This is a genomic window from Micromonospora sp. RTGN7, from assembly GCF_033804645.1.
Classification (GTDB): domain Bacteria; phylum Actinomycetota; class Actinomycetes; order Mycobacteriales; family Micromonosporaceae; genus Micromonospora.
On the sequence record NZ_JAPZLF010000013.1, the window covers coordinates 105,573 to 120,763 of the forward strand.

12 protein-coding genes and 1 CRISPR repeat array are annotated in these 15,191 nt (G+C 70.6%); of the genes, 4 read left to right on the forward strand and 8 right to left on the reverse strand.

Annotated elements, in window-relative coordinates:
* Positions 1-7: 7 nt before the first annotated feature.
* From cas5e to ligD (SNR22_RS20205), 7 genes are all read right to left on the reverse strand, one after another.
* Entirely contained in the window at positions 8-733 is a 726-nt protein-coding gene (gene cas5e, locus SNR22_RS20175) for a type I-E CRISPR-associated protein Cas5/CasD (protein WP_320068175.1), read from the reverse strand.
* Positions 730-1,893: a type I-E CRISPR-associated protein Cas7/Cse4/CasC gene (gene cas7e / locus SNR22_RS20180; protein WP_320068176.1), complete on the reverse strand. Its 1,164-nt coding sequence runs from the start codon at positions 1,891-1,893 to the stop codon at positions 730-732. Before cas7e ends, cas5e begins: the two co-directional genes overlap by 4 nt.
* Positions 1,894-1,895: 2 nt before the next feature.
* Positions 1,896-2,588: a type I-E CRISPR-associated protein Cse2/CasB gene (gene casB, locus SNR22_RS20185; RefSeq protein WP_320068177.1), complete on the reverse strand. Its 693-nt coding sequence runs from the start codon at positions 2,586-2,588 to the stop codon at positions 1,896-1,898.
* The gene (casA, locus tag SNR22_RS20190; protein ID WP_320068178.1) at positions 2,585-4,261 is read right to left on the reverse strand and encodes a type I-E CRISPR-associated protein Cse1/CasA; all 1,677 of its coding nucleotides are present in this window, start codon (positions 4,259-4,261) and stop codon (positions 2,585-2,587) included. Before casA ends, casB begins: the two co-directional genes overlap by 4 nt.
* Positions 4,262-4,517: 256 nt before the next feature.
* Positions 4,518-7,400, reverse strand: a complete 2,883-nt coding sequence (cas3, locus tag SNR22_RS20195; protein ID WP_320068179.1) for a CRISPR-associated helicase Cas3' — start codon at positions 7,398-7,400, stop codon at positions 4,518-4,520.
* A gap of 324 nt (positions 7,401-7,724) precedes the next feature.
* Positions 7,725-8,913: direct repeats of the CRISPR family, unit length 29 nt; unit sequence CTGCTCCCCGTGCATACGGGGGTGATCCC.
* 149 nt (positions 8,914-9,062) lie between these two features.
* Positions 9,063-9,968, reverse strand: a complete 906-nt coding sequence (gene ligD / locus SNR22_RS20200) for a non-homologous end-joining DNA ligase (protein WP_320068180.1) — start codon at positions 9,966-9,968, stop codon at positions 9,063-9,065.
* Entirely contained in the window at positions 9,958-10,902 is a 945-nt protein-coding gene (gene ligD, locus SNR22_RS20205; RefSeq protein WP_320068181.1) for a non-homologous end-joining DNA ligase, read from the reverse strand. Before ligD (SNR22_RS20205) ends, ligD (SNR22_RS20200) begins: the two co-directional genes overlap by 11 nt.
* Positions 10,903-10,986: 84 nt before the next feature.
* Between ligD (SNR22_RS20205) and SNR22_RS20210 the strand changes: the two genes are divergently transcribed.
* A complete protein-coding gene (locus SNR22_RS20210; RefSeq protein ID WP_320068182.1) occupies positions 10,987-11,979 on the forward strand; it encodes a Ku protein in 993 nt (330 codons plus the stop codon).
* A gap of 48 nt (positions 11,980-12,027) precedes the next feature.
* Here SNR22_RS20210 and SNR22_RS20215 read toward each other — a convergent pair whose 3' ends face one another.
* Positions 12,028-12,420, reverse strand: coding sequence for a PPOX class F420-dependent oxidoreductase (locus SNR22_RS20215; protein WP_320068183.1), 393 nt, complete (start codon positions 12,418-12,420; stop codon positions 12,028-12,030).
* 163 nt (positions 12,421-12,583) lie between these two features.
* Between SNR22_RS20215 and SNR22_RS20220 the strand changes: the two genes are divergently transcribed.
* The 3 genes from SNR22_RS20220 to SNR22_RS20230 all read left to right on the forward strand — a co-directional run bounded on the left by SNR22_RS20220 (position 12,584) and on the right by SNR22_RS20230 (position 15,045).
* Complete coding sequence (locus SNR22_RS20220) at positions 12,584-13,252, forward strand: FKBP-type peptidyl-prolyl cis-trans isomerase (protein ID WP_320068184.1); 669 nt, start codon at positions 12,584-12,586, stop codon at positions 13,250-13,252.
* Between the two features lie 161 nt (positions 13,253-13,413).
* Entirely contained in the window at positions 13,414-14,238 is an 825-nt protein-coding gene (locus SNR22_RS20225) for an SCO6745 family protein (protein WP_320068249.1), read from the forward strand.
* Positions 14,239-14,391: 153 nt separating this feature from the next.
* The gene (locus SNR22_RS20230) at positions 14,392-15,045 is read left to right on the forward strand and encodes an HAD family hydrolase (protein ID WP_413775663.1); all 654 of its coding nucleotides are present in this window, start codon (positions 14,392-14,394) and stop codon (positions 15,043-15,045) included.
* Positions 15,046-15,191: the final 146 nt, after the last annotated feature.

Here is a 15,191-nt window from a genome sequence, read left to right on the forward strand (position 1 = left end):
GTCATCCTTACAGCCACGCGAGCGGATCGTGGTCGGCCTGCTCAGGGCCGCCGGAGGCCATGGCGGCGGCGACGGGAGGACGGCCGTCGGGGTTGGGCGCGGCGACCCAGGTCCGGACGACCGGCCGCCACCCGTACTGCCGGTGGGCCGGATCGAAGCTGACCGGCTCGTCCTGGAACGTTTCGGTGACCTCAGACCCGGGCGGGGCATCGCTGAGCACCTCCAGCGAAACGGTCAATGCAGCGCGCTGGCGCAGGCGTTTCGCGGCCTGCCACGGCCAGTCGCCGAGCACCTCGGCGACCGTGCCGGGGTGGACGCCGAGAGTGATCGGCGCGACCGGTGGGCAGGAGCGGCGGCCGAGGTAGAGCGGGAACTGTGGCCGGCGCACCGCCTCGTGCAGGCCGTCGAGGAGCTCGCTGTCACCGCCGATCGCGGCGAGGAACGCCGCGTCGGAGAGGTAGTAGCGGTTGGTGAGCGGCATGCTGTCGCCGCCGTCGAGGGGGCGCGCGACCTGGAAGTCGCGGAGGATCTGGCCGGGTTGGTCGACCCGCACCGCGAAGTCGAGGCCGAGCAGATCGGTGAGCGGATCGGTACGCCGCAGCCCTCGGGCTGCGGCGAGCAGCCCGATCACCCCGCTCTTGGTGGGCGCGATCTCGGTTTGCCGCTGGGTGAAGCGGCTGGTCGACCCCCATGCCTGGAGCGGGCCGGCAAGCCGCAGCAGCAGGACACTCATGCCGGCGTACCGAGGCGGCCAGCGACCGTCGTGCCGACGGCGCTGACCAGGCCGGGCAGGGGCAGCACCTCGCCGAGGGGTGCCAGGACGGCGGTACGGCTGCCGACGTGGGTGACCCAGGCGGCGACGGCGGGGTCACCGTACATCTTCTCGACCTCGGTGGTGTGCTCGGCGAGCTTCCGGGCGGCCTCGCCGACCATGCCGGACCGGTCGCCGAACTGCCTCTCCCGGACGGGCTCCTCGAATGCCCCCACCAGGTTGACCGGCTGTGTGTCGCGCAGCCGCACCATGACGGCGTCGGGGCGGGTGCCGTTGGCGAACGTGTTCCGCTTGCCGGACGGCATGCTGGTGACGAAGGCATGCAGGAATGCCTCTACGGCCTCACGCGTAGCGGCGGCGTCGCCGAGGGTGTCGTGCAGCCGGTCGACGTCGATCGTGGCGTACCGGTAGAGGGTGGCGGAGTTGAACTCGATCGTGCCGATCATGCCGGCGCCGGTTTCCTGGTTGTCGTGCTTGCGGTCGTCCACAGCGGTGTAGTAGTCGAACTCGTTGTCGACGGCGTGCACGCTGAGGGCGTGGGCGACCTGGACGGCCGCGTCGACGTTCAGGTCGGGCACGTCGGCGAGCATCCGGCCGAACATGGCGATGTCGATAGAGTGGTCCGTGTCGGCCAGCTTCTGGAGCTGCTTGGCATCGAGTTTCGCACCGGTCCGCTCGGCCTCGATCGCCGCCCGCGCGAGGTTCTCCTGCTGGCGGTGGCTGAGGAAGAGCAGGTAGCTGGACTCGACGTCGGGGTTCTGCGCCATCTCCTTGCCCTTCTTCCCCGCCTCCTTCTTGGCCGCTGCCTCCTTCTTCACCAGACCGGCGGACTTGAGCACCTCGGCCGCCAGAGCGGACGCCCGGTCCTTCAGCTCGGGATCGAGGTCGGCAATCCGGGCGGCGATTGCCTCCCCGACACGCTTGGTGCGCTCGCCGAGCTGGGAATCGTCGAGGGTGCGGCCGAACGCCAGCCGGACCGCCCGCTTCCACGCCTGGGAGGACACGCGGGCCCGGCGCACACCGCCGTAGGTGGCGGTCTTGGGGGAGCCGGAGTCGTCCCGGTTGATGTTGCTCGGCGGCAGCGTGTGCAGGATATGAACGTCCAGGATCGTACGGGTCATGGTCACTCCTCGGAGGTGGCGCTGACGGGCGCGGAGTCGGTGTTCGGGTCGGTGGGGTCGCCCTGACGGTCCCCGGGCTCGGGCTGGCGGTAGAAGTCGCGGCCCCACAGGGCACGGACCTGGGCGGGCCCCCAAGGTTTCTGCAACTTGACCAGGTCCTCGGCGAGCACCCCGTAGTCGAGGGGGATCCGGCCGTCGCGCAGGAGTCGGATCAGGCTGCGCAGGTGGGTAGTGAATGAGGCATAGCTGGTGGCAGTGCCGAGGGCGGCGAAGCGGCGGCGCACCGCTTCGGCGCTGTCCGAGTCCCGGGCCATCAGGCTGACCGCCGCGCCCAGGCCCCTACCGTCCTGGTGCATGGCCTTGTCGCGGATCGACTGCTGATGCACCGCGTACAGGGTGAGCGCGGTGTGCATGGCTCGTTCGGTGTGGGTGGGGTCATCGCCGAGTCGGTCCCCGAGGTGCTTCTCCTTGACCCGGGTCTGTTCCAGAATTCTGAAGTCTTCGGCGGGCTCCCGACCGACCGCGGCCCGTAGCTGGGCCAGTGCCGCGACGGCGAAGCTGGTCTCGCGCAGGTAGCCCTCCTGCAACAGGGCGACCTTGCTGGCGACGTAGCCGCCGAAGGGTCCACGGCGGCGGGCGTACCTGTTGGGGTCGGGGGTCGGGGTGTCGTTGTCGGCTGAGGCTGTGACGGTCACGCCGGTACCTCCTGGGAAACGGGCGGATTCTCGGTGGCGGCAGCCAGCGGCAGGGCCCGACGCAGGGCGTCGTGGAAGAACTTGTCCGCGAGTGGACTGCTGAGATGCTTCTTCTTCTCCTGGTCGACGTAGCGCCCGGCCCATGCCTGTGGCCCGGACCGGGCGACCAGGTCCCGGCCGAGCCGGCCGACGCACCCCTTGGCCCACGTCTGCCATTGGATGCGCGCCCGCGTCGGGTCATCGGTCGCGCCGAGGTTGCCCAACCATCGCCGGAACAGGATGTCCAGCTCGGCGTAGCCGAGTTCGGCGGTCCGGTCCCCCGCCGCGGCCGGCGGATCCTCGGGCCGGTCCCCGTGCCCGCCGCCGGCACGGCAGAGGTCGACGGCGAGCCGGCGCAGCGCGGTGATGGCGGCCTCTGCGTCGGCGGCGCTGTCCACGATGGTGACGGCAAGCGGGCCCGCCGAATCGAAGGCCTGCACGGGCATGGTCAGCGCGTCGTGATAGACCTCGTTGACCACCGACATCTGGTTGCCGTAGACAATTCCGGCCGCGCGGGCGGTGACCCGGTACCGGTCGTCAATCAACCCTCTGACGCGGAGCCGCGCCAACCACTGGCTGACCGCCGGTGGCCGCCGACTCGGGGCTTCGGCACCCGGCTTCTGGGTCGGGGCGGGCAGCAGACTGGTCAGCCCGCGCCAGAGAACCCTGGTGTGGTCGTGCAGGGCGGGCAGGTAGACGAGGGGTTGACCGAGCTTCTTCTCCTGGTTGGTGCTACGCCGCCAGCCACTCATCGGCTCCTGCTGGTGCAGGTTCGGCCAGGCAATGCGGTCCCCGTTGGCGATGATGACCCCGGTGATCCCTGCCTGGTCGCCGAAGAGCCTGACCCGGCGGGACTGCCAGGTGTACAGGTTGAGCAGCCCGTGCGGGCCACGTTCGCGCGCGTCCTCCTCGGCCGGACCGTGCGGATCGCGTTCCCAGACCGGTGAGTCGCGTTCCGGATTCTGCCGGAGGTAGTTGCTGTCCAGGGTGACCAGGTTGAGCAGCAGGGTCTCGCGCAGCGTCCGGCCTTCGAGGTAGACCAGCCCAAGGGAGCCGCAGGAGGCGGGGCCGATCGGGTAGCCTCTCCCGCCGCTGACCCGGTCGTCGCCGACCGCTCCGGACTTGATGCCAGAGGTGTCGTACGCCTGGCAGTGAATCAGCCAGACGGCGGCCTCGGCCTGGGTCAGCCGGGCCAGGCCGGGCCCGAGCCGCATAGTCAGGTACGGCGCGTTGTTCGGCACGTCGGCGATGAGCCGTTCTAGGCCGAACACGTCGCCTTTCTGCGTGTGCAGACCCGCTACCTGGTAGAACGGCGTGGCCGGGTGTAGCAGGTCGAAGCGCTCCCGGTACTCGTCGAGGTAGCCGGCGATGTCGTTGGCCGGCAGGTCGGAGCGCTGCCACAGCCTCTGCCAGGCACGCTCGTCCTCCGGACCGTCGACCGCCCGATGCAGGATCGCGAGGAGCAGCCTTAGGATCGCGGACGTCTGGGTCGGCAGCTCACCGGCGACGGCACGCAGTTCCGCGGCCTGGGCGAACAGCTCGGTCAGGGAGACCAGGCGACGGCGGCCGGACAGGTCGAGCACCGGTATCCACGGCTGTCCGATCAGGGAGAAGGAGGAAATAGCGTCCGACATATGAGGGTTCTCCATCTGCTTCGACCGACTGGAGAAGGCGGGGCGCAACCTGCCCCTACCAATGGGGTCGCGCCTGGCACTGTAGCCACTTCCCGCGCTACGCGGGGTGATCCACTGCCGCTACCGATATTCACGATGCTCCCTGCGTAGGCAGGGTTTTCCGCAGGTCACAAGGGGATTACTGCCGGCCGTGACGAATCAGCGATCGAGAGCGGCGCCGATACTGTCTGATAACAGACAGTGTCGGCCAGCCGTCCTACGCATTGATCTTCTCGATTAGTAGGCCCTGGTGCCGGTCGTACGTCAGGACGTGATCGACGAGCCGGGCCTGCCCCCGCTCGTCGAGGTCGAGAATCAGCTCGCCGCCGAGCAGCGGGTCCTTCTCCCAGGCCCGGAAGGCATTGCGGTGCTCCAGCTCATCGATAATTCGCTCGGTGCCCCCGTTGGCGGTGAGCGCCCTCGGCAGCGGCAGGGCGCACCGCAGCATCGTGCGGGCCACCTCCTTGGCGGGTGGGAAGTCGGTGGGGACCGCCAGGTCGCCGCCCTTGTCGAGCCACGGCGGAGTGCGCAGCTCATCGCCCCGGCGGACTAGGAGCAGCACCTCCACCGCCTCGGCCGCGTCGTCGCGGACGTGGGCCCGTCCACACCGTTCGTCGCCATTGGCAGCTTCGGTGTTGCCCACGTTGGCGTCGAGCCAACTCAGTAGGGGAACTCCCGGCGGCTTGACCGACCGGATCCGGAACGCATCCGCGCGTTTGCCGGCCGCGAGGGCCTGGTTCTCCGCCTGCGTCGCGGCCTCGGCCAACGCGTCGTGCCACGACGGCGGGCCGACGGGCTCGGTGCCGTACGCGGTCTGCACCAGGGGTGCGATGTCCTGCGGCAGGTTAAGGGCACGTTCGCCGTCGACGTGCGGCAGCAGAACGGCTGCGGCCCGTAACAGGACGGAACGGTCGTACACCTTGACCGAGCCGGTCACCGGGGCGGGCGGTTCCGTCGCCCAGTCCGCGCCGGTCAACAGGCACCGTGGCTGCGCCAGCCGGGCGGGGCGGTCCGACCGCCGGTGCCGGTGCAGCCGGCCGAGCCGTTGCAGGATCAGGTCCACCGGGGCGAGGTCGGTCACCAGCAGGTCGAAGTCGATGTCCAGGGACTGCTCGGCGACCTGACTGGCCACGACGACGTGGCAGCTCGGCCGGGTGCGCCCCAGCTTGGCGAGCTGGCCGGGGGGACCGAAGGTGTCCCGCAGCCACTTGTCCTTGGCCGCGCGATCGGCGGCCATGAAGCGGGAGTGCGCCACCGACACCGGAATCTGCGGGCCGAGGTGCTTGCGTAGTTCGGCGGCGGTCTCCAGCACCCGTGCGACGGTGTTGCGGACCACTAGGACGCAGCCGCCGTCGGTAAGATCGGCCCGCAGCCGGGCGGCTAGGGCGGGTAGGTCGTCGTCCGCGCGTTCCAGCCGCACGTCAAGGCTTCGGCCGGACGCTGCGCAGCCCACCGCCACCGGCCGCCGGTCAACGCCGGAGACGCTGAGCAGCGGATACCGTCGATCCTCGCGGAGCAGCCGATAGTCGTCGGCGGTGTCGGCAGTGTCGGCGCGGTACCTACGCCTAGGGCCACTGGTCTGCCTACGACCGAGCCGTCCGTCGTCGTACGCCCGCATCATGTCGGCCCGGCGGCCAGCAGGAAGGGTCGCGGACAGAATGACCACAGGTACGCCGTGCGCCGCCAGCCACTCCAGCGCCCGGTCGAGGTACCGGCTCATGTAGACGTCGTAGGCGTGGGCCTCGTCGATGACGACCACCTTGCCGGCGAGGCCGAGGTGCCGCAGAGCCACATGCCGGGCCTGCAGCGCGGCGAATAGCAGTTGGTCGATGGTGCCGACGACGAAGCTGGACAGCATCTTGCGTTTCCGCCCCGCCAGCCAGCCATGCACTGCGGTCTGCGTCCCGCCCTGGTCCTGGGCGATCGCGCTGGGCAAAGCTCCCCGGTAGAGCCGCGAGTACTCGTCGTTGAGCATCGCCTTGCCATGGGCCAGGGCCGTGTCCCGGGCGCCCCGGTCCAGGTCGGCGTCGGGGAGGCGGCTGAGCCAGGCCAGCACCCGGCTGAACATCGCGTCGCTGGTCGCCCGGGTGGGCAGTGCCAGGAAACAGCCGCCCGCACCGCTACGCCGGGCGAGGATCTCCACGGCCGCGAGCGCGGCCTCGGTCTTGCCCTCTCCCATCGGCGCCTCGACGATCAGCAGACCCGGCACCGGCATGACGTGAGCCTGCTCCACCACCGCCGTCTGCACAGGATACGGCTGAGTCCCGGCCGGCAACTCGAAGCGCTGAGAGAACAGGGTCGGCACGTCGAGGCCGGCCACGTCGATGGGCCGCCAGGGGGTCGGCAGGTCCAGCTCCTCCCATGCCTGCGTAATGCGATCCGGCGCGTTCTCCCGTTGGAAGCCATACGGGAACAGTTCGTCGTTGCTGGCGATCCAGTCGGCGACGATCACGATCGCTGTCAGCAGCACCTGCACCGGTTGCGGCAGGGCCGCCTCCCGCCAGGCCGGCAGCCGGCCGGTCACGTCGGTATACCGGCTCATCCAGCAGAGCAGCTCCTCGCGAACTTCCGGCCACAGCCCGTCGACCCCTAGCAGGTAGGGCCGATCGCGGATCGCCTTAAGGTCGCAGTCGGTCGGTGGCACCCCGTGGTGACCGCCGACGACCACCGCGTAAGCCTCGGTTTGATCGCGGGTCCAGCCGTGCGCGGCGGTCAGCCAGTCGATCAGGGCAAGGTGCCCGGCTGGCCCGTGCGGAGCGCAGAGACGATCCTTCTCCACCTGGTCGTCGAAGACGAAGCCGTGGTCTTGCATCGCCCGCCGCAGGTGCCGCACCTGCCAGGCGAACGCCGGGGTGGCCTTGCCGATGTCGTGGATGCCGGCAAGCCAGCGGACCAGGCGGCGGCCGTCGTCGGCGCTACCGGGCAACGGCTCCGCGATCCGCTGCCGGACGTTTGCGGGCAGCCAGACATCCCACAGCAGCCCGGCGACATCGGCGCTGTCGGCGAGGTGGCGATGCAGCGGGAGCCAAAATCCCCGGTCACGATTCGTCTTGCCCCAGACGAGACGGGCGCTCTCGCTGAGTGCATCCTGATCGGCCACGGGAGGGATGACAACAGAGGGGTACGACATCTGAGAGTCAGCTCCAGTTCTAACGACGACTCGTAGGACGACCGCGAGGTCGTTTTGCAGTTTCGAGAACGACGTTCGCGTACGCCGCGATACGGCCCGACGGAGGTTCGATCACATTCGTCTCGCCATCGAGATGTCCCGCCCGAACCGGTGCCATGAGGCGATGCGACCAGTACGCTGAGCCGACCTCGACCCTGCGCACAGCAAGCCCGCTTGAGCCGATCGGACATGACCTTGAAAGACGAAGTGAACAAAAACGAGGAAGTTGATCTTTAACGCCGCAGGTCAAAAAGTCTGCTCCCCGTGCATACGGGGGTGATCCGTCGACATCCTCGAATCGCAGGGTGTGGTGGTCCTGCTCCCCGTGCATACGGGGGTGATCCCGGCTGGCCGGCGCCACCGTTGATGTAAGTCTCCTGCTCCCCGTGCATACGGGGGTGATCCCGACTACATGGACGGTAAGCCCGTCCCGTTCGGCTGCTCCCCGTGCATACGGGGGTGATCCCGACTACATGGACGGTAAGCCCGTCCCGTTCGGCTGCTCCCCGTGCATACGGGGGTGATCCCGTCTGCGGCATGGTGAGATCCCTCCATAGATGCTGCTCCCCGTGCATACGGGGGTGATCCCTCAGCCAGGACGCGGAGGAACCGCGCGCCGGCCTGCTCCCCGTGCATACGGGGGTGATCCCCCACCGGGCTGGTGCTTGGCCGTCTCCCGACCCTGCTCCCCGTGCATACGGGGGTGATCCCATTCGCATGGGGTCCGCCTACCGGACCACCAGCTGCTCCCCGTGCATACGGGGGTGATCCCCTCCAGGGACGCTCCGGAGCCGATCTCCGGATCCTGCTCCCCGTGCATACGGGGGTGATCCCGCTCAACGTGCCCCGGCATCGCCGTGGCGGGCTGCTCCCCGTGCATACGGGGGTGATCCCAGGGCGGTAACCTTGCTGATCCGCTGGTCCTGCTGCTCCCCGTGCATACGGGGGTGATCCCGTGAACCCGCCCTGCGGGCCGTACCAGTTACCCTGCTCCCCGTGCATACGGGGGTGATCCCCCCGATTTCTGGCCGAACTCGTTCAGCTGTTCCTGCTCCCCGTGCATACGGGGGTGATCCCGAACGGCGCGACGAGCAGTGGTTCCTCGACGTCTGCTCCCCGTGCATACGGGGGTGATCCGGTGCCGAATCCACCACCACACCGAAGCGAATTCTGCTCCCCGTGCATACGGGGGGTGATCCGGACCAGACGGCGCCGCAGACCCAGACGGCTGCCTGCTCCCCGTGCATACGGGGGTGATCCCCGCTCGGCGGCGTTACCCACCCCGGACGCGAACTGCTCCCCGTGCATACGGGGGTGATCCCGCGGCCCGGGACCAGGCGCTGACCGACCTGGTCTGCTCCCCGTGCATACGAGGGTGATCCCGTGGCGATCGGCAACGGCATCGGCGGCCGGGCCTGCTCCCCGTGTATACGGGGGTGATCCGACGAACGGCTGACGCTAGGGTGGACCGTTGTCCTGCTCCCCGTGCATACGCGGGGTGATCCCCTGGCCATCAACTCGGGCGACCACGTCGAGATCCCGCTGCAGGTCCGGATCACGCCCGTGTGCACGGGGAGCAGCCTTGACCCTTCCTTACACCTCAGGTCCGCCGTCGAGCAGCGGCGCGAGCAGGTCGCCGTACTTCTCCACCCGCTTCAACACCTCCACCGCCGTGTACGGCTTGACCGCCGGCCGCTTCCCAGCCGCGCCCGCCGCCACCTCGTCCCACGTCAGCGGCGTCGACACGGATGGCACCGCCTGGGCCCGCAGCGAGTACGGCGCCACCGTCGTCTTCGCCGCACTGTTCTGACTCCAGTCGATGAAGACCTTCCCGCCGCGCAGGACCTTCGCCATCTTCGACACGATCAGCTTCGGGTGTGCCGACTCCAGCTCCTGCGCGATCCGCTTCGCGTAGTCCGACACGACCTCCGAGGACTGCGTACCAGCGATCGGGCAGCACAACTGCATGCCCTTCTTGCCGGACGTCTTCGGATACGCCTGCACCCCATCGAGTGCCAGCCGGTCGCGCATCAGCAGCGCCACCTGGCAGCACTCCCGCAGCGCCGCCGGCGACCCCGGGTCCAGGTCGACAACCATCATGTCCGGCTGGCTGCCGATCCTCCACTGCGGCGTGTGCAGTTCCAGGGCGGCGAGGTTGGCCAGCCAGACCAGGGTCGGCAGGTCGTCGGCCACCACGTAGTCGATGGTCTCCCGCCCCTTGCTGGATCCGGGCACGGGCAGCGTCTCGGTGCGTACCCAGTCGGGGGTGGCGGCCGGGGCGTTCTTCTCGAAGAACGAGCCGCCGTCGACCCCGTTGGGGAAGCGGATCCGGGTGAGCGCCCGGTCGCGTAGGTGAGGCAGGAGCACCGGCGCGATCCGGGTGTAGTAGTCGATCACTTCGCCCTTGGTGAAGCCGACGTCGGGAAACAAAATTTTGTCCAGGTTGGACAGGTCCAGGGTGCGCCCCTCGACGTCGACGCGGAGCCGCTCACCCGGCATCGTCCACCTCCTCCGGCGGCTTGTCCGGGCGCAGCCGCAGCAGCCGGGGGAAGCGCAGCCGCCCGTCCGGGGTGCGCTGGCCGTATTTCACCTCCACCACCACCCGTGGCGTTACCCAGATCGCGCCCCGGGCGTCCTCCCGGGGCACCTCACCGCTTCCGAACGGCGAGCTGCCGGAGCGCAGCGGCTCCAGCTCGCGTAGCAGTTCCCGTTCGATGGCCGCGCCGATGCCGCCGCCGACCCGGCCCCGGTAGGTGAGCCGCCCGTCCGGCCGGGGCACCCCGATCAGCAGCCCGCCGATCTTGCGCGTTCCGGGTCGCCAGCCGCCGACGACGAAGTCGCCGGTGACCTCCAGCTTGACCTTCACCCAGTCGGGCGAGCGCACCCCGGGCCGGTAGGCCGCGCCGACGCGCTTGGCCATCACCCCTTCGAGGCCGTGCTCGCCGGCCGCCTGGTAGGTGGCCGGGCCGTCGGAGAAGACCGGTGGTACGGCCCAGCGTGCGCCGCCGAGGCCCAGCTCCTCCAGCAGCTCCCGGCGCTCGCGCCACGGCCGGCCGGTGAGGTCCGTGCCTCGCAGCCGGAGCAGGTCGAAGATCATGTACGTCACCGGCACGGTCGCCGCGAGCCGGGCCGCCTTCGCCGTGTCCCGCACGTGCATCCGCTCGGCGAGCGCCGTGAACGAGGGCTGCCCGGCCTGGTTGAGCAGCACCACCTCGCCGTCGAGCAGCGCGTCGTCGGCCTGCTCGGCGAGGGTGATCAGTTCCGGGTACGCGGCGGTGATCTGCGCGCCGGAGCGGGCGTACAGGTGCTGTCGGCCGGCGGTGAGGTCGGCCAGCGCGCGGACACCGTCCCACTTGAACTCGTACGCCCAGTCGGCGTCGGCGGGCAGCGGGCCGGTGATCGCGAGCATCGGCTTCAGCGGCGCACCGGGCACATTCTGACTGTAGTAGGGCGCGGAAGTCCCCGCGCCCGCTTCGTTCCTTTGCGATCCTGAATGAACCGGGGAGAGGAGCGGGGAATGCGGGCGATCTGGAAGGGGGCGGTCTCGTTCGGGCTGGTCTCGATAGCGGTGAAGCTCTACTCGGCAACCGAGGAGAAGGACATCCGCTTCCATCAGGTGCACCGGTCCGACGGCGGTCGGATCCGATACAAGCGCACCTGCTCGGTCTGCGGCGAGGAGGTCACCTACGACGACATCGCCAAGGGGTACGACCTCGGCGGCGGCGAGATGGTGATCCTGACCGACGAGGACTTCGCCGAGCTGCCGTTGACCAGTTCCCGGGCGATCGACGTGCTGGAGTTCGTCCCGGCCGATCAGGTCGACCCGATCCTCTACAACAAGGCGTACTTCCTGGAGCCGGAGGGCACCGCCACCAAGCCGTACGTGCTGCTGCGCGACGCGCTCACCGACTCGGAGCGGGTGGCGATCGTGAAGGTGGCGCTGCGTCAGCGGGAGCAGTTGGCCACCCTGCGGGTCCGCGAGGGCGTGCTGCTGCTCAACACGATGCTCTGGCCGGACGAGGTGCGTACCCCCGCCTTCGGCTTCCTGGACGAGGACCTGAAGGTGCGGCCCCCTGAGCTGGCGATGGCCAGCTCGCTGATCGACTCGATGGCCGGCGAGTTCGAGCCGGGGGCCTTCACCGACGACTACCGGGCGGCGTTGCAGGAGGTCATCGACGCGAAGGTGGAGGGCCGGGAGGTCGTCCAGCCGGAGGAGGCCGAGGAGGCCCCGGCTGCGGCGGTGGACCTGATGGCGGCGCTGAAGGCGTCGGTGGAGCGGGCCCGCACGGCGCGCGGCGAGCAGCCGGAGGGCGGCGGCGCGCCGACTCCGATCACGTCGGCGCGGTCGGCGAAGAAGGCGGCTGCGGCGCCGGCGAAGAAGGCCGCCGCGAAGGAGAAGCCGGCGGCGAAGAAGACCGAGGGCGCGAAGAAGGCGGCCCCGAAGAAGTCCGCGGAGAAGCCTGCCGCGAAGAAGACCGCCCCGAAGAAGGCCCCCCGCAAGACCGCCTAGCGGTTAGGAAGGGCACCTTATTGACGTCAAGGTGCCCTTCCTTGCACTTCAGCCGCGGCCGAGCTTCTGGGTGGGGGTGATCCGGACGATCACGCGCACCTCGCCGGGCTGGCGGAACGGGTAGGTGTCCTGCCCGAGGTACTTCTTGGCCATCCGGTCGATGTGTTCGTCGGCACCCTCCTCGACGAACTCGGCGGTGCCCTTGATCCAGAGGGTGCGCCAGTCGTCACCCTTGTCCACCACGGAGATCGCGACCACGGGGTTGCGCTGGATGTTGTTGTATTTCTGCCGCCCCTTGGCGGTGTTGAACACGATGTGCTCGCCGTCCGTGTCCACCCAGACCGGCGTCACGTGCGGGCTGCCGTCCGGCTCGACGGTGGCCACGTGGGCGAGCTGCGGTTCGGCCAGGAGGGTCCGGTCTTCTTCGGTGAGAATCGCCATGTCCAGAAACTACCCCTCTGCGCGGTACGCGTTCCGACGACCGCTTGAGCCGGGATAGGACAGCACTCGGACGAGGAGGCACCGAGGGCTGCGGGGCGGGTACCGTGTGCGCTTGGCCTCGGCTGCGGCCGCCGGCCCCCCACCTCTTGATCAGGGAGTCGACGTGAGCGAGCGTGTGCAGAACCGGTCGGCGGGCCAGGGCCCGGGCGGCAAGGCGGAGCGGCGGCTGGCCGTCCAACTGGCGGCGAAGAAGGCCGCCGAGGCGAAGCGCCGCCGGCAGTCGATCCTCGGCGCGCTCGCCGGCCTCGCCGTCGTGGCGGTCCTGGTCGGCGTGTTCGTCGCCGTGAACCGGGGCGACGACGACAAGTCCATGCAGTCCGCGGCCAACCCGTCGGCCGAGGCCACCGCCCCGGCGGGTGAGCCGACCGCCGCGCCCGCCCCGCAGCTCCCGGCGGGGGCGGACCCGGCGCTGGGCACCAAGCCGAAGGTCGAGCCGGGCAAGGGTGACCTGAAGAAGCTCGCCGTGACGACCCTGATCAAGGGCAAGGGCGCAGCGGTGAAGAGCGGTCAGCAGATCACCACCAACTACGTGGGTGTGTTCTACAAGGACGGCAAGGAGTTCGACGCGTCCTGGAACGAGGGCAAGCCGGCCACCTTCCCGATCGGCGTCGGCCAGGTCATCAAGGGCTGGGACCAGGGCCTGGTCGGGGTGACCGTGGGCAGCCGGGTGCAGCTCGACATCCCGGGCGAGCTGGCGTACGGCAACGACGCCGCAGGCGGGCGACCGGCCGGCCCGCTGCGGTTCGTCGTCGACGTGCTGGCGGCCCAGTAGTCCACCGTGCTCATACGGTAGTTCACAACGGTCTTCCTTACCGTTGCGCACACCCAGTAGGTTCGGGTCACCCGTGGGCGGTTCCGGCCGCACCACGGTGACCTCGAACCGACGCGGAGGTGCACGTGGCTGCGCTGGACGACCCGGGTTTCGCCCGGCTGATGTGGACACACTTCGAGCCGGTGCACGCGGTCACCTACTTCCACCCGCGCGCCCGCGCGGCGTACGAGGCGGTCGGGCTGCGCGGTTACTGGCGGGGCTACTTCGCCGGGCGGGCCGCCCCGCTGGGCCCCGTCGAGGCGGGCCCGGTGGTCGCGGCGTTCTTCACCTTCGCACCGCACATGGTGGCCCGGGCGCTGCCGTCGGTGTGGCGGCTGGCCGCGCCCGAGGAGGCGCTGCGGGCCCGGCTCACCGGCGCGGTCCAGGCGCTGGCGGAGCTGACGTACGAGCTGCCGCAGGGGCATCTCGGCGAGGCCGCCGAGCTGTTGGAGACGGCCGCCCGCGCGGCGCAGTCCGCCGGCCGGGTGCTGGGTGCGGCGAACGCCGCCCTGCCGGCCGCCGAGTACCCGCTGGCCCGGCTCTGGCAGGCGGCCACCACGCTGCGGGAGCATCGGGGTGACGGGCACGTCGCCGCGCTGGTCGCGGCCGGCCTGGATCCGGTGGAGACGCTGGCCTGGAAGGTCGCCGAGGGCACGCCAGCGGTGAACCTGCTGGGGCGGGGCTGGTCCGAGGAGCAGTGGCGGGCGGCGGCCGGGCGGCTGGCGGAACGGGGCTGGCTGACGCCCGGCGGTGAGCCGACCGAGCAGGGCCGGGCGGCCTTCCGGGCCGTCGAGGACGCCACCGACCTGGCCGCCTTCCACCCGTGGCGGGCGCTCGGCGCGGACCGCGCCGACCGGTTGCGGGAGCTGCTGGACCCGATCGCCCGCGCCGGGCACACGGTGATCCCACCGGACAGCCCGATCGGCCTTCCCCCGCTGCCGGCCTGATCCTGGCCCGGCCACCCTGCCGCTCCGCCGGCCGCCCTGCCACCCTGTCGCTCCGCCGGCCGGCCCGGTGCCCGGTCGCTCCGCCCACCGCCCCGACGTTCGGGGGCGGCCTGCCCGTCGCCGGGCCGCGCCGGGTCGGGCAGGATGGGGGGTGTGGCGGATGCGGTGGTCTTCGACCTGGACGGCGTGATCGTGGACTCCGAGCCGGTCTGGGAGGAGGTCCGCCGGGCGTACGTGGCGGCGCACGGCGGCACCTGGCAACCGGACACGCAGCGTCGGCTGATGGGGATGAGCACGGGCGAGTGGGCCCGGTACCTCAGCGGCGAGCTGGGCGTCGACCGGACGGCCGAGCAGGTCGCCGCCGAGGTCGTCGAGGAGATGACCCGGCGGTACGCGGAGCGCGTACCGCTGATCGACGGGGCCGACGAGGTCGTGCGCCGGCTGGCCGGGCGGTGGCCGCTGGGGCTGGCGAGTTCCTCGCCGACGCGGCTGATCGCGGCGGCGCTGGCCGCGACGGGCCTGACCGACGCGTTCGGCGCGACGCTGTCGACCGAGGAGACCGCGCGCGGCAAGCCCGCCCCCGACGTGTACCTGGCCGTCGCGGGGCGGCTCGGCGTCGATCCGGCCCGCTGCGTCGCGGTCGAGGACTCCTCGAACGGGGTACGGTCGGCCGCCGCCGCCGGGATGCGGGTGGTGGCGGTGCCGCACGGGGCGTACCCGTTGGATCCCGAGGCCGAGGCACTCGCGGCCGTGGTGCTGGCGACGGTGGGCGAGCTGACGCCGGAGGCCGTCGCCGCGCTGGGTTGATCCGGTGCGGCGGGGCCGCGACTGTCCACCGGCTGGCCGACGGCGGCCGGCTACTGGGTGTCGACGATCAGGCCGATGTGGGTGAAGTAGTTGAGCGCGCCGAAGAGCAGGAACACCAGCCCGGCCAGCCCCCAGGTGATGCCGAC

Bases quoted from the DNA above. Each gene is read 5' to 3' on its own strand.
- SNR22_RS20215 (WP_320068183.1), bottom strand. From the start codon at position 12,420: ATGGCGATTCTCACCGAAGAAGACCGGACCCTCCTGGCCGAACCGCAG.
- cas7e (WP_320068176.1), bottom strand. From the start codon at position 1,893: ATGACCCGTACGATCCTGGACGTTCATATCCTGCACACGCTGCCGCCG.
- ligD (WP_320068180.1), bottom strand. From the start codon at position 9,968: ATGCCGGGTGAGCGGCTCCGCGTCGACGTCGAGGGGCGCACCCTGGAC.
- SNR22_RS20210 (WP_320068182.1), top strand. From the start codon at position 10,987: ATGCGGGCGATCTGGAAGGGGGCGGTCTCGTTCGGGCTGGTCTCGATA.
- cas5e (WP_320068175.1), bottom strand. From the start codon at position 733: ATGAGTGTCCTGCTGCTGCGGCTTGCCGGCCCGCTCCAGGCATGGGGG.
- SNR22_RS20225 (WP_320068249.1), top strand. From the start codon at position 13,414: ATGTGGACACACTTCGAGCCGGTGCACGCGGTCACCTACTTCCACCCG.
- casA (WP_320068178.1), bottom strand. From the start codon at position 4,261: ATGTCGGACGCTATTTCCTCCTTCTCCCTGATCGGACAGCCGTGGATA.